Annotated in this window: 23 protein-coding genes and 2 pseudogenes; 14 read left to right on the top strand and 11 right to left on the bottom strand. The window is 52.4% G+C overall.

What is annotated here, in order from left to right; genetic code table 11:
- The first annotated feature begins 35 nt into the window (after nucleotides 1–35).
- From NBA72_RS10215 to rnd, 3 genes are all read left to right on the top strand, one after another.
- Nucleotides 36–617: a Slp family lipoprotein gene (locus NBA72_RS10215; RefSeq protein ID WP_000290594.1), complete on the top strand. Its 582-nt coding sequence runs from the start codon at nucleotides 36–38 to the stop codon at nucleotides 615–617.
- 204 nt (nucleotides 618–821) lie between these two features.
- On the top strand, nucleotides 822–2,507 hold the full coding sequence (gene fadD / locus NBA72_RS10210) for a long-chain-fatty-acid--CoA ligase FadD (RefSeq protein WP_000758418.1): 1,686 nt from the start codon (nucleotides 822–824) through the stop codon (nucleotides 2,505–2,507).
- A 72-nt stretch (nucleotides 2,508–2,579) separates the two neighbouring features.
- Complete coding sequence (gene rnd, locus NBA72_RS10205; protein WP_001109124.1) at nucleotides 2,580–3,707, top strand: ribonuclease D; 1,128 nt, start codon at nucleotides 2,580–2,582, stop codon at nucleotides 3,705–3,707.
- Nucleotides 3,708–3,828: 121 nt separating this feature from the next.
- On the opposite strand, the gene minE is transcribed toward rnd, so the two are convergent.
- From minE to minC, 3 genes are read right to left on the bottom strand one after another with little or no spacing between them, the layout of a single operon-like run.
- Complete coding sequence (gene minE, locus NBA72_RS10200; RefSeq protein WP_001185666.1) at nucleotides 3,829–4,095, bottom strand: cell division topological specificity factor MinE; 267 nt, start codon at nucleotides 4,093–4,095, stop codon at nucleotides 3,829–3,831.
- Between the two features lie 3 nt (nucleotides 4,096–4,098).
- Complete coding sequence (minD, locus tag NBA72_RS10195; protein ID WP_000101047.1) at nucleotides 4,099–4,911, bottom strand: septum site-determining protein MinD; 813 nt, start codon at nucleotides 4,909–4,911, stop codon at nucleotides 4,099–4,101.
- Between the two features lie 23 nt (nucleotides 4,912–4,934).
- The gene (gene minC / locus NBA72_RS10190) at nucleotides 4,935–5,642 is read right to left on the bottom strand and encodes a septum site-determining protein MinC (RefSeq protein ID WP_020438154.1); all 708 of its coding nucleotides are present in this window, start codon (nucleotides 5,640–5,642) and stop codon (nucleotides 4,935–4,937) included.
- 125 nt (nucleotides 5,643–5,767) lie between these two features.
- Between minC and NBA72_RS10185 the strand changes: the two genes are divergently transcribed.
- The 5 genes from NBA72_RS10185 to NBA72_RS10165 all read left to right on the top strand — a co-directional run bounded on the left by NBA72_RS10185 (nucleotide 5,768) and on the right by NBA72_RS10165 (nucleotide 8,163).
- Complete coding sequence (locus NBA72_RS10185; RefSeq protein ID WP_001525604.1) at nucleotides 5,768–6,061, top strand: YcgL domain-containing protein; 294 nt, start codon at nucleotides 5,768–5,770, stop codon at nucleotides 6,059–6,061.
- A gap of 49 nt (nucleotides 6,062–6,110) precedes the next feature.
- Nucleotides 6,111–6,770 (top strand): fumarylacetoacetate hydrolase family protein, encoded by a 660-nt coding sequence (locus tag NBA72_RS10180; protein WP_001519895.1) that lies wholly within the window; start codon nucleotides 6,111–6,113, stop codon nucleotides 6,768–6,770.
- Nucleotides 6,771–6,862: 92 nt separating this feature from the next.
- On the top strand, nucleotides 6,863–7,309 hold the full coding sequence (locus tag NBA72_RS10175; RefSeq protein WP_001285703.1) for a YcgN family cysteine cluster protein: 447 nt from the start codon (nucleotides 6,863–6,865) through the stop codon (nucleotides 7,307–7,309).
- A gap of 351 nt (nucleotides 7,310–7,660) precedes the next feature.
- On the top strand, nucleotides 7,661–7,798 hold the full coding sequence (locus tag NBA72_RS10170) for a hypothetical protein (RefSeq protein ID WP_001519337.1): 138 nt from the start codon (nucleotides 7,661–7,663) through the stop codon (nucleotides 7,796–7,798).
- A 191-nt stretch (nucleotides 7,799–7,989) separates the two neighbouring features.
- On the top strand, nucleotides 7,990–8,163 hold the full coding sequence (locus tag NBA72_RS10165) for a GnsA/GnsB family addiction module toxin (protein WP_001083582.1): 174 nt from the start codon (nucleotides 7,990–7,992) through the stop codon (nucleotides 8,161–8,163).
- Nucleotides 8,164–8,234: 71 nt separating this feature from the next.
- Here NBA72_RS10165 and NBA72_RS10160 read toward each other — a convergent pair whose 3' ends face one another.
- The 3 genes from NBA72_RS10160 to nhaB form a co-directional block, all read right to left on the bottom strand.
- Entirely contained in the window at nucleotides 8,235–8,576 is a 342-nt protein-coding gene (locus tag NBA72_RS10160) for a DUF1971 domain-containing protein (RefSeq protein WP_042949687.1), read from the bottom strand.
- 108 nt (nucleotides 8,577–8,684) lie between these two features.
- On the bottom strand, nucleotides 8,685–9,215 hold the full coding sequence (gene dsbB / locus NBA72_RS10155; protein WP_000943475.1) for a disulfide bond formation protein DsbB: 531 nt from the start codon (nucleotides 9,213–9,215) through the stop codon (nucleotides 8,685–8,687).
- Nucleotides 9,216–9,356: 141 nt separating this feature from the next.
- On the bottom strand, nucleotides 9,357–10,901 hold the full coding sequence (gene nhaB, locus NBA72_RS10150) for a Na(+)/H(+) antiporter NhaB (RefSeq protein ID WP_000406438.1): 1,545 nt from the start codon (nucleotides 10,899–10,901) through the stop codon (nucleotides 9,357–9,359).
- A gap of 219 nt (nucleotides 10,902–11,120) precedes the next feature.
- On the opposite strand from nhaB, the gene fadR reads away from it, so the two are divergent.
- Nucleotides 11,121–11,840, top strand: a complete 720-nt coding sequence (fadR, locus tag NBA72_RS10145) for a fatty acid metabolism transcriptional regulator FadR (RefSeq protein ID WP_000234826.1) — start codon at nucleotides 11,121–11,123, stop codon at nucleotides 11,838–11,840.
- Nucleotides 11,841–11,886: 46 nt separating this feature from the next.
- Here the strand turns inward: fadR and NBA72_RS10140 are convergent, their stop codons facing one another.
- Nucleotides 11,887–13,419: a SpoVR family protein gene (locus NBA72_RS10140; protein WP_042949684.1), complete on the bottom strand. Its 1,533-nt coding sequence runs from the start codon at nucleotides 13,417–13,419 to the stop codon at nucleotides 11,887–11,889.
- 322 nt (nucleotides 13,420–13,741) lie between these two features.
- Here NBA72_RS10140 and NBA72_RS10135 point away from each other — a divergent pair, with 322 nt between their 5' ends.
- From NBA72_RS10135 to NBA72_RS10125, 3 genes and pseudogenes are all read left to right on the top strand, one after another.
- Nucleotides 13,742–15,040 (top strand): D-amino acid dehydrogenase, encoded by a 1,299-nt coding sequence (locus NBA72_RS10135; RefSeq protein ID WP_001266938.1) that lies wholly within the window; start codon nucleotides 13,742–13,744, stop codon nucleotides 15,038–15,040.
- A gap of 13 nt (nucleotides 15,041–15,053) precedes the next feature.
- Nucleotides 15,054–16,124, top strand: coding sequence for a catabolic alanine racemase DadX (gene dadX / locus NBA72_RS10130; RefSeq protein ID WP_000197905.1), 1,071 nt, complete (start codon nucleotides 15,054–15,056; stop codon nucleotides 16,122–16,124).
- A 32-nt stretch (nucleotides 16,125–16,156) separates the two neighbouring features.
- A pseudogene (locus NBA72_RS10125) lies at nucleotides 16,157–16,249 on the top strand (hypothetical protein); the annotation flags it as partial.
- Here the strand turns inward: NBA72_RS10125 and NBA72_RS10120 are convergent.
- Together NBA72_RS10120 and ldcA are read right to left on the bottom strand one after the other, a co-directional pair.
- Nucleotides 16,205–17,920: pseudogene (locus tag NBA72_RS10120) on the bottom strand (potassium/proton antiporter); the annotation flags it as partial. The pseudogenes NBA72_RS10125 and NBA72_RS10120 sit on opposite strands and share 45 nt — an antisense overlap.
- A 96-nt stretch (nucleotides 17,921–18,016) precedes the next feature.
- On the bottom strand, nucleotides 18,017–18,931 hold the full coding sequence (ldcA, locus tag NBA72_RS10115) for a muramoyltetrapeptide carboxypeptidase (protein WP_000051613.1): 915 nt from the start codon (nucleotides 18,929–18,931) through the stop codon (nucleotides 18,017–18,019).
- A 170-nt stretch (nucleotides 18,932–19,101) separates the two neighbouring features.
- On the opposite strand from ldcA, the gene emtA reads away from it, so the two are divergent.
- Nucleotides 19,102–19,713 carry a membrane-bound lytic murein transglycosylase EmtA gene (emtA, locus tag NBA72_RS10110; protein WP_000776974.1) on the top strand — a complete coding sequence of 204 codons (612 nt, stop codon included), beginning with the start codon at nucleotides 19,102–19,104 and terminating at the stop codon, nucleotides 19,711–19,713.
- 13 nt (nucleotides 19,714–19,726) lie between these two features.
- On the opposite strand, the gene ycgR is transcribed toward emtA, so the two are convergent.
- Entirely contained in the window at nucleotides 19,727–20,461 is a 735-nt protein-coding gene (gene ycgR / locus NBA72_RS10105) for a flagellar brake protein YcgR (RefSeq protein ID WP_024157101.1), read from the bottom strand.
- Nucleotides 20,462–20,629: 168 nt separating this feature from the next.
- Here ycgR and NBA72_RS10100 point away from each other — a divergent pair, with 168 nt between their 5' ends.
- Nucleotides 20,630–20,884: a GlsB/YeaQ/YmgE family stress response membrane protein gene (locus NBA72_RS10100; protein WP_000511320.1), complete on the top strand. Its 255-nt coding sequence runs from the start codon at nucleotides 20,630–20,632 to the stop codon at nucleotides 20,882–20,884.
- Between the two features lie 62 nt (nucleotides 20,885–20,946).
- On the opposite strand, the gene NBA72_RS10095 is transcribed toward NBA72_RS10100, so the two are convergent.
- Nucleotides 20,947–22,659, bottom strand: a complete 1,713-nt coding sequence (locus NBA72_RS10095) for an alpha,alpha-trehalase (RefSeq protein ID WP_000612832.1) — start codon at nucleotides 22,657–22,659, stop codon at nucleotides 20,947–20,949.
- Between the last annotated feature and the right edge of the window lie 85 nt (nucleotides 22,660–22,744).

Genomic DNA, 22,744 nt, shown 5'->3' with positions numbered 1-22,744 from the left:
GGGTGGAATAGAGGTCGAGAAAAAGGAGTCGCATCATGGCGGTTCAAAAACGGTTAATAAAAGGGGCGCTGGCGTGCGCTTTTGCGCTTATGCTGAGTGGTTGCGTGACTATCCCGGATGCCATTAAAGGTTCGAGTCCGACGCCGCAGCAGGATTTGGTGCGGGTGATGAATGCGCCACAACTCTATATCGGGCAAGAGGCGCGTTTCGGCGGTAAAGTTGTGGCGGTACAAAATCAGCAGGGAAAAACCCGGCTTGAAATCGCGACCGTACCGCTCGATAGCGGCGCGCGTCCTGTTCTGGGCGAAGCCTCGCGCGGCAGAATTTTTGCCGATGTGAACGGTTTTCTGGACCCGGTGGACTTCCGTGGCCAGTTAGTTACCGTTGTCGGCCCGATAACCGGCACGGTTGACGGTAAAATCGGCAATACGCCGTATAAATTTATGCTGATGCAGGCTACCGGCTATAAACGCTGGCATCTTGTTCAGCAGGTCGTCATGCCTCCACAGCCGATCGATCCGTGGTTTTACGGCGGACGCGCCTGGCCTTATGGCTATGGCGGTTGGGGATGGTATAACCCTGGACCCGCAGAGGTTCAGACGATAGTAACAGAGTAACCCTTTGTTTTATCAATAAAAGAAACAGCGGCTGGTCCGCTGTTTCTGCATTCATAGAGACATAATAAAAATAAATAGTGACGCGCTTCGCAACCTTTCAGTTGCGTAATTAATAAACTGGTACGCTGAGTTAATATAATGTTAACGACTTGTTTATTAACTGGGGTTGTGATGACGACGAACACTCATTTTAGAGGTGATGCATTGAAGAAGGTTTGGCTTAACCGTTATCCTGCTGATGTTCCGGCGGAGATCAACCCTGACCGTTATCAATCCCTGGTTGAACTGTTTGAACATGCGGCGACGCGCTATGCCGATCAGCCTGCGTTCGTCAATATGGGGGAGGTAATGACCTTCCGCAAATTAGAAGAACGTAGTCGGGCATTTGCGGCTTATTTACAACAAGGGCTGGGACTCAAAAAAGGCGACCGTGTGGCGCTGATGATGCCAAACCTGTTGCAGTATCCTGTCGCGCTATTTGGTATTTTACGCGCCGGCATGATTGTGGTGAACGTTAACCCGCTTTACACGCCGCGCGAACTTGAGCATCAGCTTAACGATAGCGGCGCGGCGGCAATCATTATTGTTTCTAACTTTGCCCATACGCTGGAAAAAGTGGTCGAGAAAACGTCGGTACAGCACGTTATTCTGACGCGGATGGGCGACCAGCTTTCTACCGCTAAAGGTACGGTTGTTAACTTTGTCGTGAAATACATCAAGCGTCTGGTGCCAAAATACCACTTGCCAGATGCGATCTCGTTTCGCAGCGCGCTACAGCATGGCTACCGTATGCAGTATGTCAAACCCGAGGTTGTCGCTGAAGATCTGGCTTTCCTGCAATATACCGGCGGTACGACGGGCGTGGCGAAAGGCGCGATGTTGACCCACCGCAATATGCTGGCGAATCTGGAGCAGGTGAAAGCGACCTATGGGCCGCTGCTGCACCCGGGGAAAGAGCTGGTAGTGACCGCGCTGCCGCTGTATCACATTTTTGCCTTAACCATGAACTGTCTGCTTTTTATCGAGCTGGGTGGGCAAAACCTGCTGATTACCAATCCGCGTGATATCCCCGGCCTGGTCAAGGAGCTGGCGAAATATCCATTTACGGCGATGACTGGCGTTAATACGCTATTCAACGCTCTGCTCAATAATAAAGAGTTTCAACAGCTGGATTTTTCTTCGCTGCATCTGTCAGCCGGCGGCGGGATGCCGGTACAAAATGTCGTTGCGGAACGTTGGGTAAAGCTGACCGGGCAATACCTGCTGGAAGGCTACGGGCTGACCGAGTGCGCCCCGCTGGTGAGCGTCAACCCGCATGATATTGATTATCACAGCGGCAGTATCGGCCTGCCTGTACCGTCAACAGAAGCCAAACTGGTGGATGACGATGACAACGAAGTCGCGCCGGGTGAGGCCGGAGAGCTTTGCGTGAAAGGCCCGCAGGTTATGCTGGGATACTGGCAGCGTCCTGACGCGACGGATGAAATCATTAAAGATGGCTGGCTGCATACGGGCGATATTGCGGTTATGGATGAAGACGGCTTTCTGCGGATTGTCGATCGTAAGAAAGATATGATTCTGGTTTCTGGTTTCAACGTTTATCCAAACGAAATTGAAGATGTGGTGATGCAGCATTCTGGCGTGCAGGAAGTCGCGGCGGTTGGCGTGCCTTCCGGTAGTAGCGGCGAAGCGGTGAAGCTTTTTGTGGTTAAGAAAGATCCGGCATTGACTGACGATGCGTTGATCACCTTCTGCCGTCGCCATCTGACCGGATATAAAGTGCCCAAACAGGTCGAGTTTCGCGAGGAATTACCAAAATCTAACGTTGGGAAAATTTTACGACGAGAACTGCGTGACGAAGCCCGTGGCAAAGTAGACAATAAAGCCTGAGCGTTAAGTCAGCTAACGAGAGACGCCGGTTAAGCCGGCGTTTTTTTTGGCGCGAACCAAAGAGAACACGATTTGAATTACCAAATGATTGAAACGGACGATGCGCTGGCGAGCCTGTGTGAAGCTGTCCGCGCATGTCCGGCTATTGCTTTAGATACGGAATTTGTCCGTACCCGCACCTATTACCCGCAGTTAGGATTGATCCAGTTATTTGACGGGGCAAATGTCGCCCTGATCGATCCGCTCGGCATCAGCGACTGGTCGCCGTTAAAAGCGGTGCTGCGCGATACGGGAATCACCAAATTTCTGCACGCGGGTAGCGAAGATCTGGAAGTATTTCTGAATGCGTTTGGCGAACTGCCGGAACCCCTGATTGATACGCAAATTCTGGCGGCGTTTTGCGGGCGTCCGCTGTCGTGGGGTTTTGCGGCGATGGTAGAAGAGTATACGGGCGTGGCGCTGGATAAAAGCGAATCTCGTACCGACTGGTTAGCCCGGCCTTTAAGCGAGCGTCAGTGTGAATACGCGGCGGCGGATGTCTGGTATCTGTTACCGATCGCCAAAAAGCTGATGATTGAAACTGAAGCCGCAGGATGGCTGCCTGCCGCGCTTGATGAGTGTCGGTTGATGCAGCAGCGCCGTCAGGAGATTCAGGCACCGGAAGAGGCATGGCGGGATATCACTAATGCCTGGCAACTGCGTACCCGCCAGTTAGCCTGTCTGCAACTTTTAGCTGACTGGCGGCTACGTAAGGCGCGTGAGCGCGATATGGCGGTGAACTTTGTTGTGCGTGAAGAAAACCTGTGGGCGGTCGCGCGTTATATGCCGGGCAGTCTCGGTGAGCTGGATAGCCTGGGGCTTTCCGGCAGCGAGATTCGTTTTCACGGCAAGACGTTGATATCGCTGGTGGCGAAAGCACAGGCGTTACCGGAAGAGGCATTGCCGGAACCCCTGTTGAATCTGATGGACATGCCGGGCTATCGCAAAGCGTTTAAGGCCATCAAAGCGCTGGTGGCGGAGGTGAGCGCGTCGCATCACGTCAGCGGCGAGCTACTGGCATCTCGTCGGCAGATTAATCAGTTGCTTAACTGGCACTGGAAATTAAAACCGCAAAATGGGCAACCGGAATTGATTTCCGGCTGGCGCGCCGAACTGATGGCGGAGAAGTTAACTCTTCTGTTGCAGGAGTATCCGCGTTAACGACGGTAATTGCCGGGAAAACGGCCAGTGAAATAAATGTCCGTATTCGGGATAATGTAAAAAAATAAAAAAGGCAGATTCTTCTGCCTTTTTTAATCCAGGAATTTTCCCATAAAAGAGCTTATTTTGACTCTTCGGCTTCCGGCAGCGTTACGTTAAGTTCAAGGATGGAGATATCACCATCTTTTTGCTCAAGCTGGACGGTAACCATTTCCGGATCGATTTGTACGTATTTACAAATGACCTCAAGAATATCTTTACGTAACTGCGGTAAATAATGCGGTTCGGCATCGCTACGGCGACGTTCCGCGACAATGATTTGCAACCGCTCTTTTGCAATATTAGCGGTACTCTTTTTCCGCGAGAGAAAAAAATCCAGTAATGCCATAATTTATCCTCCGAACAGGCGTTTGAGGAAACCTTTCTTCTCTTCTTCAATGAAGCGGAAAGGACGTTCTTCTCCCAACAGACGATCTACGGTATCTGCATAGGCTTTACCCGCATCCGCAGTGGCGTCAAGAATCACCGGTTCGCCCTGGTTCGATGCGCGCAGTACGGATTGATCTTCCGGGATCACCCCGACGAGTTTAATACGCAGAATCTCCAGTACATCTTCCATGCTGAGCATGTCGCCTTTATTGACGCGGCCTGGATTGTAGCGCGTCAACAGGAGATGTTCTTTAATCGGTTCTTCGCCATTTTCTGCGCGACGAGATTTCGATGCCAGAATACCCAGAATACGGTCCGAGTCACGGACAGAAGAGACTTCCGGGTTAGTCGTGATGATCGCTTCATCGGCAAAATAGAGCGCCATCAGCGCCCCGGTTTCGATACCCGCCGGCGAGTCGCAAACGATGAACTCAAAGTCCATCGCTTTCAGTGAGTCCAGTACCTTAGCGACGCCTTCGCGCGTTAGCGCGTCTTTATCCCGGGTCTGCGACGCCGGAAGAATGAAGAGATTTTCAGTACGCTTATCTTTGATCAGCGCCTGATTCAGTGTCGCATCGCCCTGAATGACGTTTACAAAATCGTAAACGACACGACGTTCGCACCCCATAATCAGATCGAGGTTACGCAGTCCGATATCAAAATCAATGACGACAGTTTTCTTTCCCTTCTGGGCCAAACCTGTAGCGATGGCCGCGCTGGAGGTGGTCTTGCCAACGCCCCCTTTACCCGAAGTAACAACAATAATGCGTGCCATAAAAATTCCTTGTTAAAAAGGGATCAATTCAACGGTTGAACTGTCAAAGCGTTGTCTGCTAAACGCAGGCGCGCCGCTTTGCCATAAAATTCTGCTGGGATTTTATCACTCAGCCAGTAAACACCTGCGATAGAGACCAGTTCTGCCGTCAGATGGGTACAAAAAATTTGCGCTTCCCGATCGCCGCTCGCCCCTGCCAGCGCGCGACCTCTCATCATGCCATAGACATGGATATTGCCGTCAGCGATAAGTTCTGCGCCAGCGCTGACGTGACTTGTAACAATCAGATCACATTGTGGAGCATAAATGCGCTGACCGGAACGAACCGGAACATCAATTAATCGCGTTTTTGTGATGGGATTAGCGTTTTGCGGCGGTTCGCTGGGCGTTGCCGGCTCAGCGGGCGCAGGCCGAACCGCTTTCTCTTTACCTTCAGTCAGTAAAGGAAGACCCATCCGATCGATTTCTACTTTCAGGCTGGCGTCTTTACAGCCGCTCACGCCGATAATGCGTAAGCCGGTTGAGGTCACGATCTTATGCAGTTCCGGCCAGTTTACCGGGCTTTCAAGACCGCTAACGTTAATAACGACAGGGGCGTGTTTTAAAAACGCAGGAGCCTGCGCTATTTTGTCTTCTAACGCCTGACGAATAACCTCTGGTTCCGCTTCATGCAAATGAACCACTGATAAGGTGAAGCTACTGCCTTTAAGCTCGATTGGCGTGTTTGACATCCTGGCCTTACTCAATTTGCTATTTATCATCTCCGATACGGAGTGATATTCCGAAGTCCAGAAGGCATGTTATAGTCAGTATTATATTGAGGCAAGTCACCATCCCGTTAATTCAGAGTAAAAGTATGTTTTGTGTGATCTATAGAAGTAGCAAGCGCGATCAAACCTATTTGTATGTCGAAAAAAAAGACGATTTTTCGCGGGTGCCTGAAGCGTTGATGAAAGGATTCGGTCAGCCGCAGTTAGCGATGATGCTGCCGCTTGATGGACGTAAAAAATTAGTCAATGCCGAGCTCGAAAAAGTAAAACAGGCGTTAAGCGAGCAGGGCTATTATTTACAATTGCCGCCGCCGCCGGAAGATTTGCTGAAACAACATCTTTCTTCGGTGGGACAAAATACGTCGCCCGCTGACCGTTAAACGGTATTCGGCGCCGCGCCTGAATTCCATCATGATCTTAGGGGAAAATATGTATCAACATCGTAACTGGCAAGGTGCCTTGCTTGATTACCCGGTAAGTAAAGTGGTCTGCGTGGGCAGTAATTACGCAAATCACATCAAGGAGATGGGCAGCGCGACGCCGGAAGAACCCGTGCTTTTTATCAAGCCGGAAACCGCATTGTGTGATATTCGCCAGCCGCTGGCGATTCCGGCGGATATGGGCGCTGTTCATCATGAAGTTGAGCTTGCCGTGCTGATTGGCGCAACGCTCCGCCAGGCGACCGAAGATCATGTACGTAAAGCGATAGCTGGTTATGGCGTGGCGCTTGATTTAACCCTGCGCGATATTCAAGGGAAAATGAAAAAGGCCGGACAGCCCTGGGAAAAAGCCAAAGGTTTTGATAACGCATGTCCGATTTCAGGCTTCATCCCTGTCGCGGCCTTCTGCGGCGATCCGCAAAATACGGTTATCGGACTTAACGTTAATGGCGAGGTTCGCCAGCAAGGGTCGACCGCGGATATGATTCATCCTATTGTGCCTCTTATCGCCTATATGAGCCGCTATTTTACGCTCAAAGCCGGGGACGTGGTGCTAACCGGCACGCCGGCAGGCGTGGGGCCATTATTAAGCGGCGATGAGCTGGACATTCGTTTTAATGGCGAAACGTTGTCTACCCGCGTTCTGTAAAATCTGCTTGCCGCCTTCAGCGGCGGTAAAACTTGCATCTGCAGGCCAGACTGGTTATAAGGTGCAGCTTTAGTGCAATGGCGGATACTTTAATGAGCGATACACCTTTCTGGCAACGTAAAACCCTGGATGAAATGACCGATGCCGAGTGGGAGTCGTTGTGCGATGGCTGCGGTCAATGCTGCCTGCATAAGCTGATGGATGAAGATACAGATGAAATCTACTTCACCAACGTGGCGTGCAGGCAATTAAATATCAAAACGTGCCAGTGCCGCCATTATGAGCGCCGTTTTGAATTTGAACCCGACTGTATCAAACTCACTCGCGAAAATTTGCCAGACTTTGAATGGTTGCCGATGACCTGCGCCTACCGTTTGTTGGCGGAAGGTAAGCCCTTGCCGACGTGGCATCCGCTGCTGACTGGATCGAAAGCCGCTATGCATGGCGAGCGAATTTCTGTCCGTCATATCGCGGTTAAAGAATCTGAAGTACGGGACTGGCAGGATCATATTTTAAATAAACCGTCGTGGGCAGAATAAGTCTTCGGCAAAACGGCTGATTGTTTACAATTCTTTAATTTACGCCGGGCGGCCCCTGAAATCAGGAATTGCGTGCAAATTCCGTCACCTGGCGTTATCACTGCCTTCTATTCTTCCCTGACGCGCCTTGTCGCTGCGCTCGCGCACGTATGGCGGCGACTCTATACTTTCAAAGCAGTATATCGCTGCCTATCCTGAGGAGTTACCCCATGAATAACCAACCGTTGCGCGTTTCAAAGGATCAGCCCAGGAAGCCTGATAAGACACCCGAAGACGAAGGAAAAAATCCAAAGAAAAACCAAAAGTAGTGCTGTAGGGTATCTTTAATAACTATGGTTCGTTGGAGGCTTTATGTCTGAACGTCCTGATTTAGTCGATCCATTACCAGAGGATGAGCCGCTTCCTGGTGAAAATATTCCGGATACGCCGGAGGGAGACGATCCTCTCGACCCGGATACCCAGAATGAGGTTGAAGATCCTCGTAGATAGCGTCTTGTGCTATTAACCAACCGCCTGATGCACCGTCTGTGCCAGGCGGTTTTTTGCATCTTCTAAAGCGAAACATCCTGATAATCCTCAGAAAGATAGCCTATAATTTTTTGTACGTTAAAATAGTAGCGCGTCCATGACGAGACTGTCTTATTGCGCTTAGCCGTTTGCGAGTTCAAAGGAGGAAATCAATGAACAGCGAAGAGTTGACACATAAAGCAGAAGAGGAAATCGCGGCACTCATTAGCAAAAAGGTTGCCGAACTACGGAAGAAAACCGGGCAAGAGGTTTCCGAAATAGAGTTCGCGCCGCGAGAAACGATGAAAGGGCTTGAGGGATACCACGTTAAAATTAAACTACTCTAGCGTTTAATTAGCGCCATTAATCACCTGGCTACTGGGCGGGACGCCGCCCAGTGGTGACTGGTTTACCGATGTCAGGCTTTTTTCTGTTGATACATTTCCTCGCCCTGATGGTCTTCCTCTACCCAAAAATGAATGTTGAACCGCGCATCATCGCTCAGCTCTACCCGATGCCAGTATTGCGGCGGACTGGTGGCGAATTGCCCGGCATTAATCGCCACTTTCACTTCGGGTTCTGTCGCGGTTTCATTCGCAAAGCCATAGTAGGTCACGGTGCCTTCCATCACGCAGAGTTGTCCGAAAACGCCTGCCGCTGTGTTGTGATGAGAGAGCAGTGCCGCCGGAACATTCTCTTTGGTGAAAAAGGGGGTAGAGCGTTTAACTTTCCAGTTTGCCGGGATGCGTAAGTGGGACATAAGACATCTCCCTGATGTGGTGATTAAAAGATGTATTTAATATACAACTTTTAATCACTGGCAAACAACGCTTCGGGCAAAAAAAACGCTCCCGAAGGAGCGTGTGTATCAACGACCGAACAGGTCGCGTTTTTTAGGCTTAAATGCCTGGGCTATGACGACGGCTATCGCCACTACAAGATAAGCGGCAAAGATCCCCAACAGCCATTGCGGCATCTCCAGCGTTAAAAACGACCACTGGCGTTCGGCGCAATCACCGGATGCCACAAACACCTGCGGCAGCCATTTACCCAACGGCAACCAGTCTGGAAAGCGCGCCATAAAGTCACAGGTCATGAACGGCGAGGGATGCAACTGAATCATCGTATGTTCATACGCCAGTTGTAGACCCCGCCAGGCGCTGTAAATCCAGATAACCATCGCCACGTATCGCAGCGGCGTTTTCGGCGCTATTGCGCCGACCAGACCCGCGCCCATCACGCCAAACAGGGCGCAACGTTCGTAAATACATAGCACGCAAGGTTTAAGTAACATGACGTGCTGGAACCACAGCGCCACCATTTCCAGCGCCAGGGCGGTAAACGCCATCAGTAACCATGCGCCCCGACCCCGTGAGCACTGGTTTAAAAATCGCAACATAATAATTTCCCTGCAACATGCGTAGAGACCGCAGTGTAAACCAATTCAATTCGTGCGCCACTAGCGGGAAATGAAATAATGTGTAATTGGATAATTATCAGGCAAAAATCGGAGCCGGGCGGTGTATTGCCCGGCCAAACGTTACGAAAGCGTTGCTAACCATCCTGCCTGAGTCATCCATTCGGTGGCCGGCGCAAGAGTGAATTCGACGCACAGTAGCCCTATCAGGGTCAGTACGATAGTGTACGGTAACGCCATCCAGACCATACGGCCATAGGAGAGACGGATTAACGGCGCCAGCGCGGAGGTCAGCAGGAATAAGAATGCCGCCTGACCATTTGGCGTCGCTACCGATGGCAGGTTAGTACCGGTATTGATGGCCACGGCTAGCAGCTCAAACTGTTTTAAGCTGATTGCGCCGTTTTCCATTGCCGCCTTCGCTTCGTTGATATAAATGGTGCCGACAAAGACGTTATCTGAGATGGAAGACAACAGGCCGTTAAAGAGATAGAACAGCGTTAGCTGCGCGTGTTCAGAGGCTTGCAAGACGAACTGAATAATCGGCGCGAAAAGATGTTGATCGATAATAACCGCCACAATGGAGAAGAAAACGGTTAACAGCGCAGTAAACGGCAGCGACTCGGTAAACGCTTTGCCGATGGCGTGTTCATCGGTTACACCCGTTAACGCGGTGGCCAGAATAATGACCGACAGACCAATCAGTCCCACCTCCGCGAGATGGAGGGCGAGGGCGGTAACCAGCCAGACGCCAATAACCGCCTGGACTATTAGTTTAATTTTATCCTGGCGGGTGCGCTTCTTACGGCTTTGATCGTCGAATTGCTGCAAGACGTCACGGACTTTTTCGGGCAACGTTTCGCCATAGCCAAACCAGCGCATTTTCTCGACCAGCATACAGGTTAACAGTCCACATACCAGTACCGGGACGGTGACAGGCGACATCCGCAAAAAGAAGTCGCCGAAATGCCAGCCAGCCGCTTTAGCGATGATCAGGTTTTGCGGCTCCCCGACCATGGTCATGACACCGCCCAGCGCCGTCCCCACGCCTGCATGCATCATCAGGCTACGCAAGAATCCGCGGAATTGCTCCAGCACCGTTTTGTAATGCGGATCGATATGGCTGTCGTCCAGCATATCGTTCTCTTCGCCGCGCGATGAGGCCACACGATGGTAAATCCCGTAAAAACCGACGGCGACGCTGATCACCACCGCAACGACGGTAAGCGCGTCAAGGAAAGCCGACAAGAATGCGGCGGCGACGCAAAAGGCCAGCGACAGAACCATCTTCGAGCGGATACTGAGTAACAGACGGGTAAAAATAAACAGCAATAACTGCTTCATAAAGTAGATGCCTGCCACCATAAACATCAGCAGCAGCAAGACTTCCAGGTTGGCGGCAACCTCTTCACGTACATGGGCGGCGCTGGTCATACCGATGATGACGGCTTCAATGGCCAGTAACCCGCCGGGCAGCAGGGGGTAACACTTTAACGCCATCGCCAGAGTGAAGATAAACTCTGCCACCAGCAGCCAACCGGCAATAAAGGGATTAGCTAAGAAAATGAATGGGTTAACAATTAAAAAGACAAGTAGTGCCAGTTTGTACCAGTCGGGCGACTGGCCTAAAAAGTTGCGCCACATGGCGCGACCCCATGAGATCTCCATGAAATTTTTCCTTACCTAGAAAAATGAAATAGCGTTTTTATGTTTAAACACAGAGAGTAGCGAGCGCGACGAATGCAAGCAAGTCCTTAACGATATTGGCAGGCGATATCAGAAATGGTGCCTTGATCCCCTTTTTCTTCATTGCGTCCGCTATCAGGTGTTACGCCCGTCTGGTATGATGAGTACAACTATGTTTTGCTGTGTAATGGAAATCTCACTATGGTCATTAAGGCGCAGAGCCCGGCGGGTTTCGCGGAAGAGTATATTATTGAAAGTATCTGGAATAACCGCTTTCCTCCTGGCACGATCTTACCGGCAGAACGAGAACTCTCCGAACTGATCGGCGTGACGCGCACGACATTACGCGAGGTGTTACAGCGGCTGGCGCGAGATGGCTGGCTGACCATTCAGCATGGCAAACCGACAAAGGTTAATAATTTTTGGGAAACGTCAGGGCTGAATATCCTTGAAACGCTGGCCCGCCTTGATCATGAAAGCGTTCCGCAACTGATCGACAATTTGTTGTCGGTGCGTACCAATATTTCTACTATCTTTATTCGTACCGCGTTGCGTCAACACCCGGATAAGGCGCAGGAAGTGCTGGCCACTGCCCACGAAGTGGCCGACCATGCCGATGCATTCGCCGATCTGGACTATAACATCTTTCGTGGTCTGGCATTTGCCTCCGGCAATCCTATTTACGGCTTGATCCTGAACGGCATGAAAGGGTTATACACCCGCATTGGTCGCCACTATTTCGCCAATCCGGAAGCGCGCAGTCTGGCACTGGGTTTCTATCATAAATTATCGTCGTTATGCGAGCAGGGCGCGCACGACCAGGTGTATGAAACGGTGCGGCGTTACGGGCATGACAGCGGCGAGATTTGGCATCGGATGCAGAAAAATCTTCCCGGCGATTTAGCGATTCAGGGACGATAATCCCGCGATGCCCGGTAAGCGAAAACACTACCGGGCAGCATCTCGATTACAGCGTGTTCATGCGCGGCGGACAACGCTCCAGCAGTTCTACGCTGCCATCCTCATTTTGTTGCTCCAGCATCACATCAAAGCCCCATAACCGATGCACATGTTTCAGTACCTCTTTGCGGCCTTTATCCAGCGGCGCGCGGTTATGCGGGATATAACGCAACGTTAGCGATCTGTCGCCACGTAAATCCACATTCCAGACCTGAATATTCGGCTCCAGGTTGCTCAGGTTATACTGTGACGACAGTTTTGATCGAATCTCCCGATAACCTTCTTCGTTATGAATGGCGGAGATCTCCAGATAATTATGCCTGTCATCATCAAGTACCGTGAAGAAACGGAAATCACGCATCACTTTTGGCGACAGGAACTGACTGATAAAGCTTTCATCTTTAAAATCGCGCATGGCGAAGTGCAGCGTTTCCAGCCAGTCGGAACCGGCAATATCCGGAAACCAGTATTTATCTTCATCCGTGGGCGACTGACAAATACGTTTGATATCCTGGAACATGGCAAAGCCGAGCGCATAGGGGTTAATTCCGCTATACCAGGGGCTATTATAGGGCGGCTGAAATACGACATTGGTATGGCTGTGTAAAAACTCCAGCATAAAGCGTTCCGTCACTTTGCCTTCATCATACAGATGGTTCAGGATGGTGTAGTGCCAGAAGGTCGCCCAGCCCTCGTTCATGACCTGCGTCTGTTTCTGCGGATAAAAATACTGGCTGACTTTACGCACGATGCGCAGAATTTCGCGCTGCCACGGCTCGAGCAGCGGGGCGTTTTTCTCCATAAAATAGAGCAGGTTTTCCTGCGGTTCAGCGGGAAAGCGGCGTGCTTCGGCGACAGTTTTTTCTTCCTCGCGTTTTGGCAGCGTGCGCCACAGCATATTCACCTGGCTTTGTAAATACTCTTCCCGGCTTTTTTGTCGCGCTTTCTCTTCCTGCAACGAGATTTTCTGCGGGCGCTTATAACGATCGACGCCGTAATTCATCAGCGCGTGGCAGGAGTCGAGCAGTTTTTCTACTTCATCCACTCCGTAGCGTTCTTCACAGCAGGTAATGTAATTTCGGGCGAAAATCAGGTAATCGACGATAGAGCTGGCATCCGTCCAGCTCCGGAAGAGATAATTATTTTTAAAAAAGGAGTTGTGTCCGTAACAGGCGTGCGCCATGACCAGCGCTTGCATGGTGATGGTGTTCTCTTCCATCAGGTAGGCAATGCAGGGATTAGAGTTGATCACAATTTCATAAGCCAGTCCTTGTTGACCATGCTTATACAGACGTTCCGTCTCAATGAACTTTTTGCCAAACGACCAATGCGGATAGTTGATCGGCATCCCGACGCTAGAGTAGGCGTCCATCATCTGTTCGGAAGTGATGACTTCAATTTGGTGCGGGTAAGTATCCAGTTGGTAGAGTTTCGCCACGCGGTCTATCTCTGCCAGATAGACATCCAGCAGATCAAATGTCCAGTCGGGTCCATCGCTCAAACGTGTGGTGTCCTTGTTCATGGAATCAATCGTTGCCATTCGCGCACCCTCATTGTTGGCGACGCTCTCTGTATGGAGCGCCTCCTTTCAAGCATAGAACACCATGTTAAAAAACGACTTGATCGTGAAAACTTTTCTTTGCGATTTCCTCCACATTGAACGGCAAAAAATCGGGTATTGGCATCATTTTATGCTGTATAGCCATGCCGCGTAGCAGGAGATCCCAAACCAGTGGGATCGCTTGTCTTTAGGGTATATGTGAAGCACGTCACCATAAAAAAGTCATATGTTGAATAATATTTTTATCTGGGTTATCAAGATGTAATCAGAAGATTGTTCTTTTACTATTAACGGAGTGGCTATGCGAGTTGTCATCCTGGGGAGTGGCGTAGTTGGCGTGACCAGCGCCTGGTACTTGAGTCAGGCGGGGCATGATGTCACCGTCATCGATCGCGAATCCGGCCCGGCGCAAGAAACCAGCGCGGCGAATGCCGGACAAATTTCACCGGGATATGCGGCGCCCTGGGCGGCCCCTGGCGTACCGCTGAAGGCGATAAAATGGATGTTCCAGCGCCATGCGCCGCTGGCGGTGCGTCTGGATGGCACCCCGTTTCAACTGAAGTGGATGTGGCAAATGCTGCGTAACTGCGATACCCGGCATTATATGGAAAATAAAGGCCGCATGGTGCGTCTGGCGGAATATAGTCGCGACTGCCTGAAAACGCTACGCGCCGCGACCGGTATCGAATATGAAGGCCGCCAGGGGGGAACGCTGCAACTCTTCCGCACCGCGCAACAGTATGAGAACGCCACCCGTGATATCGCCGTGCTGGAAGATGCCGGGGTGCCGTATCAGCTCCTGGAATCCAGCCGACTGGCGGAAGTTGAACCCGCTCTGGCTGAGGTTGCGCATAAATTAACCGGCGGACTGCGCTTACCGAATGATGAAACCGGGGACTGTCAGCTCTTTACCCAGCGTCTGGCGCGCATGGCGGAGCAGGCGGGCGTAACCTTTCGCTTTAATACTCCCGTGGAAAAATTACTGTACGAAAATGATCAGATTTACGGCGTGAAATGCGCCGATGAGATCATTAAAGCAGATGCGTATGTTATGGCGTTTGGATCGTATTCGACGGCGATGCTTAAAGGCATTGTTGATATCCCGGTGTATCCGCTGAAAGGCTATTCATTAACCATCCCAATCGTCGAGCCAGACGGCGCGCCGGTATCGACGATTCTTGATGAAACCTACAAAATCGCTATTACGCGTTTTGATAAGCGTATTCGTGTGGGGGGAATGGCGGAAATCGTGGGCTTTAATACCGACTTACTGCAACCGCGCCGCGAGACGCTGGAGATGGTTGTGCGCGATCTCTTTCCGCGCGGCGGTCATATTGAGCAGGCCACATTCTGGACCGGCCTGCGCCCCATGACGCCAGACGGCACGCCGGTAGTAGGACGCACCCGTTATAAAAATCTGTGGCTTAATACTGGACACGGCACCTTAGGCTGGACGATGGCCTGCGGTTCAGGCCAGTTGTTAAGCGATATCTTGTCGGGTCGTACGCCAGCGATACCCTACGACGATCTGAGCGTGGCGCGATACCGTTCCGATTTTACGCCCACCCGCCCGCAACGTTTGCATAGCGCGCATAACTGATAAAGGAAGTGAAATGACCCGCCCTATACAGGCCAGCCTTGATTTACAGGTAATGAAACAAAATTTGGCTATTGTGCGCCGGGCGGCCCCAGAGGCGCGCGTCTGGTCGGTAGTGAAAGCCAACGCCTACGGCCACGGTATTGAACGCGTCTGGAGCGCGCTGGGCGCCACAGATGGTTTCGCTATGCTCAACCTTGAAGAGGCGATTACCCTGCGTGAGCGCGGGTGGAAAGGGCCGATATTAATGCTGGAGGGGTTTTTCCATGCGCAAGACCTGGAGGCGTATGACACTTATCGGCTGACCACCTGCATCCACAGTAACTGGCAGTTGAAAGCGCTGCAAAATGCGCGGCTTAACGCGCCGCTGGATATCTATGTCAAAGTCAACAGCGGCATGAACCGACTCGGTTTTCAGCCTGAGCGGGCGCAGACCGTCTGGCAGCAATTGCGGGCAATGCGCAATGTCGGTGAAATGACCCTGATGTCACATTTTGCTCAGGCCGATCATCCGGAAGGTATCGGGGAGGCGATGAGGCGTATTGCGCTGGCGACAGAAGGCCTGCAGTGTGCATACTCGTTATCAAATTCGGCAGCGACGCTGTGGCATCCCCAGGCGCATTATGACTGGGTCAGGCCGGGCATTATTTTGTACGGCGCGTCGCCGTCAGGACAGTGGCGGGATATTGCCGATACCGGACTAAAACCCGTGATGACGTTGAGTAGCGAAATTATTGGCGTGCAGACGCTGAGCGTTGGTGAAAGGGTAGGCTATGGCGGAGGGTATTCTGTGACTCAGGAACAACGCATTGGCATCGTCGCGGCGGGTTATGCCGATGGCTATCCACGCCATGCGCCGACCGGGACGCCCGTGCTGGTGGACGGTATCCGTACCAGAACAGTAGGCACCGTTTCAATGGATATGCTGGCGGTGGATTTGACGCCGTGTCCGCAGGCGGGAATCGGCACGCCGGTTGAATTATGGGGCAAAGAAATTAAGGTCGATGATGTCGCCTCTGCGGCAGGCACGCTGGGCTATGAGCTACTGTGCGCCGTAGCGCCGCGTGTGCCGTTTGTGACAACGTAACCTAACTCAGGCTAAGGCGTCGACCGGTCCACCTGGGGGCGGGTCGACGTTGTCCGACGACCTTATTCTGCTTCGTCTTCGGCGACGCGTACCCCAATCTTGCGTACCACGTTATCTTCTTTTTCAGCTACCGTCCAAATCATGCCGCCAAACTCCACCTGATCGCCGACGACCGGCGCAGCGCCCAGCAGCTGCTGTATGATTTCACCCAGGGTTTGTTGTTTATCCCGGTATTCCGTTCCTTCTTCCAGCCCGTAGATAAGCGCCACGTCGGCGAATTTCGCATTCGCTTCGAGGATAAAATCGCCAAAGAAACGCTGATCTAACGAAACCGGCGGCGACTGGCTAAACAATTTGCCCAGCGCTGGCAGATCGCGCTCCCGGCCAATCACGCAGAGTACGTCGCCTTCCTGCAGGCGAGTGCTACCCGTGGGGTGAAACAGTTCATTATTGCGAAATAGCGCGGCAATGCGGGTTTCGTTCGGCATATGCAGGTCGCGCAACGCCGCGCCGACGCACCATTTGTCGGCGCTCAACTGATAGATGAATTGCTCCCACGGATTATCAGGATGGATGTCAAGCCCCACGCGCGATACTGGCCAGCCAACCGGAGGCACGACCACTTTAGCTCTCTTCGCCGCCCATGACAGCGATGTTCCCTGCAGGAGCAGCGACACCAGTACCACAAAGAAAGCGACATTAAAGAACAGGCGAGCGTTTTCAAGCCCGGCCATCATCGGGAAAACGGCGAGAATAATCGGCACCGCGCCGCGCAGTCCGACCCAACTGATGAAAATGCGCTCCCGAAGATTGAAGCCGCGAAATGGCAGCAGGCCGGTAAACACCGACAGTGGGCGGGCGAAGAAAATCATCCAGATGGAGAGAATAAGCGCAGGGACGGCAATCGGCCACAGATCGGAAGGCGTCACCAGCAGCCCCAGAACCAGGAACATCGCGATCTGCGCCAGCCAGGCTAGTCCGTCAAAGTTTTGCAGGATGCCGTAACGGTTGCGAATCGGACGGTTTCCTAACAGGAATCCGCACAGATAGACCGCGAGAATGCCGCTGCCTTCAAGCGCGGTCGTCAAAGCAAAAATCAGAATACCGCCGCTGAGCGCCAGCATCGGATACAGGCCGCTGGGCAGAGAAATACGGTTGATCATCTGCTGTAGCAGGTAACCGCCGCCGAGGCCAAAAACAATACCGAGACCGAACTGCTGGATAATATGGACGGCAAACATCCAGTCCAGACCGGTTTCATGTTTCTGGATCATCTCAATTAATGTAATGGTCAGAAAAACGGCCATCGGGTCGTTACTTCCCGATTCGATCTCCAGCGTGGAGCCTACACGTTCGTTTAGCCCTTTGCCGCCAAGCAGAGAAAAGACCGCTGCGGCGTCAGTGGAACCGACTATCGCGCCGATAAGCAGACCTTCGATAAGATCCAGATGAAACAGCCAGGCGGCCATCATACCTGTTAACCCCGACGTGATCAGCACGCCGAGCGTCGCCAGCGACAGCGCGGGGCCCAGCGCTACCCGGAAAGAGCTGGCCTGGGTGCGCATGCCGCCATCGAGTAAAATAATCGCCAGCGCCAGGTTACTGACCATATAAGCGAAAGGATAATTATCGAAAGGAATACCGCCAATGCCATCCACACCCGCTAACATCCCAATGGCGAGGAAAATGACCAGAATCGGGATACCCAGTCGCGATGAGAATGAACTTAACAGGATACTGCTGGTTACAAGGATGGAACCTAAAATAAATAGACTAATAATTGTTGCAGCATCCAACGTTTTATATCTCCTGACTCACACGACTTCGTATTATTTAACATTAACATAATAACGGCCAGGGCAGCGTTTTACTTAGCCTGTCGGGGACTTTTTTTACAATTGCAGCGTAGGATGACCAGATAAAGTGAGTTGAGTCCCCTGGCGCGTATTTTTAAGCGTCGCGTTTGCCCCGATAGGGAGCGTTACCGTACGCTGTTCATGCCCGAAGTCGAGACCGGTAATCAGCGGAACGGACAGACGGGAACGTAAAAACGCGTAGACGCTCTCCAGAGAATAGCCGGCGTCATACTCGTTGGGCGCCGCGCCGCTAAAGCTGCCGAGAACGATGGCGCTCTGGCGGTTTAAAATTCCGGCGTACTCCAGTTGCAAAAGCATACGCTCCACCCGGAAAGGATGCTCATTGACATCTTCCAGCACTAAAATTCCTTTATCGATAGTCGGCATCCAGGGCGTACCGATAAGGGAAATCAACATCGCCAGATTTCCGCCCCATAAGGTGCCCTGTACGTCGCACTGAGGGCCGTCGCCTTGCCACTCTACGGTAAATTGCGCCTTGCGTAGCGCCAGCCAGAAATGTTGCTCGGTGAACGTATTCAGCGTTTCGGCGCCAAAATTTGCCGCCAGCATAGGACCGCTAAAGGTGATGACATTGGCCTGCGCCAGGAGTCCAGCCTGAATCGCCGTAAAATCGCTATGACCGCAAATCAGTAAGGGATCGCGCTGTTGCCGGGAGGCGAGCGCCTGCCAGTCGATACGATCCAGCAAGCGGCTGGCGCCATAGCCGCCGCGAACCGGCATGACAATCGTATCCGGCGAAGTTAGCGAGGCCAGCGAATTAACATCGGCCAGCCGTTCCGCGTCCGTACCGGCAAAACGCTGATAGCGGCGACGAATCACCTCGTCATTCTCCACCTGATGACCCGCGTCAGTCAGGCGCTGAACGCCGCGTAACGCGGCCTGTTGGTTAATACAGTAGCCCGAGGGGGCGATTAAATGAAACAGAGACATGGTAATTCCTTGCTGACAATAGAATGCAAATGTATATCATGCCGCATATATTAGGCGATGTCCCTCGTTGTGCGACGTTTCTGGATGCGCACCAGGGAGGCAACCTAAGTGCCTGGCCGGGGCGGTATGACCTCTTCGGCAGATAAGTTACGGCTATAAGGATAGATGACGTGAAATTAAGATGGTTTGCTTTTTTGGTAGTAATACTGGCTGGCTGTAGCTCAAAACAGGATTACAGGAATCCACCGTGGAATGCCGAAGTGCCTGTAAAGCGTGCGATGCAGTGGATGCCCATCAGTGAAAAAGCCGGGGCGGCATGGGGGGTTGATCCGCATTTAATCACCGCGATTATCGCCATTGAATCCGGCGGCAACCCTAACGCGGTCAGTAAATCCAATGCGATTGGCCTGATGCAGTTAAAGGCGTCGACCTCCGGGCGCGACGTTTACCGTCGCATGGGCTGGCGTGGCGAACCGACCACCAGCGAGCTGAAAAACCCTGAGCGTAACATCTCAATGGGCGCGGCGTATCTGAGCATTCTGGAAAATGGGCCGCTAGCCGGCATCAAAGATCCGCAGGTGATGCAATATGCGCTGGTCGTCTCTTATGCTAACGGCGCAGGCGCGTTATTGCGTACTTTTTCATCCGACAGGAAGAAGGCGATAGAAAAAATTAACGATCTGGATGCGGACGAGTTTTTTGAACATGTTGTTGATAATCATCCCGCGCCGCAGGCGCCGCGCTATATCTGGAAGCTTCAGCAGGCGCTGGACGCCATGTAGTTTAGCGTGAAGATTATTCTCGCACTTTATTCGCTCTTTCTCGGGCGTCGCGCTCAAGCGAAAAAATAATCCGCTGCAACTCCCGCTCCACCGCCGGGCTAACGTTAAGGAAACGAAAGCTCAGGCGGGGAGTGGTGATCGTTTCATTTTTCCCATCAATCACCTTACGCTCGCTGATGGAGATAAGCTGGGCGTCAACGTGAAAAATCCCCCATGGCCCCATGTTCAGTTCAACCTGCGAAAAGCGTGCGCCTTCGATTAGTCCGTCGGGGATGGCGGATTCCAGTAGCGCGCCCATGCCGCCCAGGGAAAGATCAAACAGGCGAAAACGTAACGTACGGGTGTCCGGTAGCGTGGTGACGCCGTAATAAGGCGGATACAGCGGCGCGCCAATGCGAAAATACTCCCGGCGCTGGACAAACCACAGTGACGACGGCAGGGGCGTGATAAAGGCTGGCAGCCGCTGATATTCGCCTGTAACGAGTTGCGGCAACGTGAACTCGACTTTTGCGCCCTGCGTTTCTGCGATAATGGCTACCTGTCCGGCACGTAATACGGCGCTATTTTCATATTCCTGGCTGCCGTAATCCACGATGAGTTTTTCCGGGTCTACCGCCAAAATTTTACTGATGAATTGACCATGCGCCCATGAAATACGCAGTGGAACCTGATTTTTATTTAAATCCCGTAGCACGCCTAATATCGCTAATGGATTTTTTTTCAGGAACTGCTCATTGTAACCACTCACACGAAATAACCCCTGATACGCAGACTATCGTTGGGTTATCGGCATCGGTAGAAAGAACTTAATAGCGATAAATAAATTTTTATGTCCGCGAGATAAATCAGTGTTCAGAAATGCGACGCTCGACTTTGCCTATACTTAAAACGTTTTTACTGGAAAGAGGGTTTGCAAATGGGAATTATCGCCTGGATTATTTTTGGTTTGATTGCCGGCGTTATCGCCAAATTGCTTATGCCGGGGCGCGATGGCGGGGGATTTATCCTGACCTGTATTCTCGGTATCGTCGGGGCGGTCGTTGGCGGATGGCTGGCGACGATGTTTGGTATTGGCGGCAGTATCAGCGGCTTTAATCTGCACAGTTTCCTGGTCGCCGTGGTGGGCGCGATTGTGGTGCTGGTGATTTTCCGCCTTCTGCGACGCGGCTAACCGCTGCAGAACGTGTAAGCGTTGACCCGGTCAGCGCCGGGTCAACCTACTATAAACACGCGTTACTGCGTCGCTGCAGACGGCGTTTTTGTCGGCGTTGCGCTTAACGATGCCGGACGAGTAGACGGTACGCTATCGCACGGTTTTTCCTGCGGACAAATCAGATCGAGCATTTTCAGCGTCACGCCGTTGGTCCAGCCAAAGCCGTCCTGAAGGGGATATTCGCCGCCGCCACCGCCGGTTCCGGTACTGCTGACGTCATATTTTTCGACCAGTTTTTTCTCGCGATCGTAGGTGTGCTGCACATTGGTTAAAAAGCGCCAGGTGACTTCCATTGCCACGTCATCCTGCCCATAATTTTGCAATCCTTCGGCAGCGACCCATTGTAACGGCGCCCAGCCGTTTGGCGCATCCCACTGCTGTCCGCTTTTAACCGAGGTGGTAGCCAGCCCGCCAGGCTGTAGCAGATGCGCCTGGGCCGCCGCCGCCACTTTCACGGCGCGATCTTTCGCGGCGGCGTTTACATAGAGCGGGAACAGCGCGGCAGCGGTGAGTTGGTCACGGATTTTATTGTTCTGCAGATCGTAGTCGGCATACCAACCCTCTTTGTTATTCCACAGATGCATTTCAATGGCTTTTTGCCGCGCGTTGGCCAGCGCGTCATATTGCGAGGCTTTGGCCCGATCGCCCGCCGCAGCGCTGGCGCGCGCGAGGGTTTTCTCCAGCTGATACAGCAGAGCGTTAAGATCGACAGGGACAATCGTGGTGGTACGGATGGTACTGAGCTGCTGCGGATTATCCATCCAGCGGGAGCTGAAATCCCAGCCGGAGGCGGCGGCAGATCGGAGGTCTCGATAGATCTCCGTTGCCGGGCGGTTGGGGTTGCTTTTGGCGGTAGCGATATCTTCAACCCAGGATTCAGGGCGGGGCGTATCCCGATCGTCCCAGTAGCGGTTGAGAACGCTACCGTCTTCCAGTTTGACGACGCGTTGGTTTTGTTGCCCTGGCTGCAATGTCTCAACGCCCTCCATCCAGTAGGCGTACTCTTTTTGCAGTTGCGGCAGGTATTCTTTCAGCGCATCGTCACCTTCATGTTGCGCCAGTAACTCAACCATAAACGCAAAGAAAGGCGGCTGCGAACGACTCAGGTAGTAGGTACGGTTGCCGTTAGGAATATGCCCCCAGGCGTCAATTTCGTAACCAAAGTTCGCCACCATATCCGCCACCTTATCCCAGTGCCCGCTTTCCGCCAGCCCCAGCATCGTAAAATAGCTGTCCCAGTAGTAAATCTCTCTGAATCGCCCACCCGGCACGACATAGGATTCAGGCAACGGCAAGAGCGAGTCCCACTTTTCGACGTTTTTAGTTGAACGGGTCAGCACCGGCCACAGGCCATCAATATGTTCACGCAATGACTGCCCGGCAGGCGGGACATATTTTTCACCTGCTTTCGGCAGGGTGAAGTTAACATCAACAAAATGACGCAAATCGAAGCCGGACTGGTTCCGCTGCATACGATAATCGGCAAGAATCATGAGCGGATCGCTATTAGGTATGGCGTCAGCAAAGGTTTTCTGATCGGGGAAGAGTTTTGCATTCTGGACATCATTAAAGAGCGGGCCAAGCAAAATATCCGGCGGCTGCGGAGTTTCAGTGTCGGAAGACGGGTCTGCGGCAGTCGCCGAAAACGATGCAAACGTCAGCAGCGTCCCTGCCAGCGCCAGTTTTATGGCTTTCTGCAGTAGAACAGAACGGCGAATCTCTGGGGGTATCATCAAGTTATCTCCTTAGCGGTGAGCCAAAGCCAACGGCATTTACCATGACAAAACCTTAGTCTACGATGACCAGATACGCGTGATT

This window comes from Salmonella sp. NW1250, from assembly GCF_051812965.1.
GTDB lineage: Bacteria > Pseudomonadota > Gammaproteobacteria > Enterobacterales > Enterobacteriaceae > Salmonella > Salmonella enterica.
The sequence above is the reverse complement of the archived record's forward strand: the minus strand, read 5'-3'. Positions and strand labels throughout refer to the sequence as shown.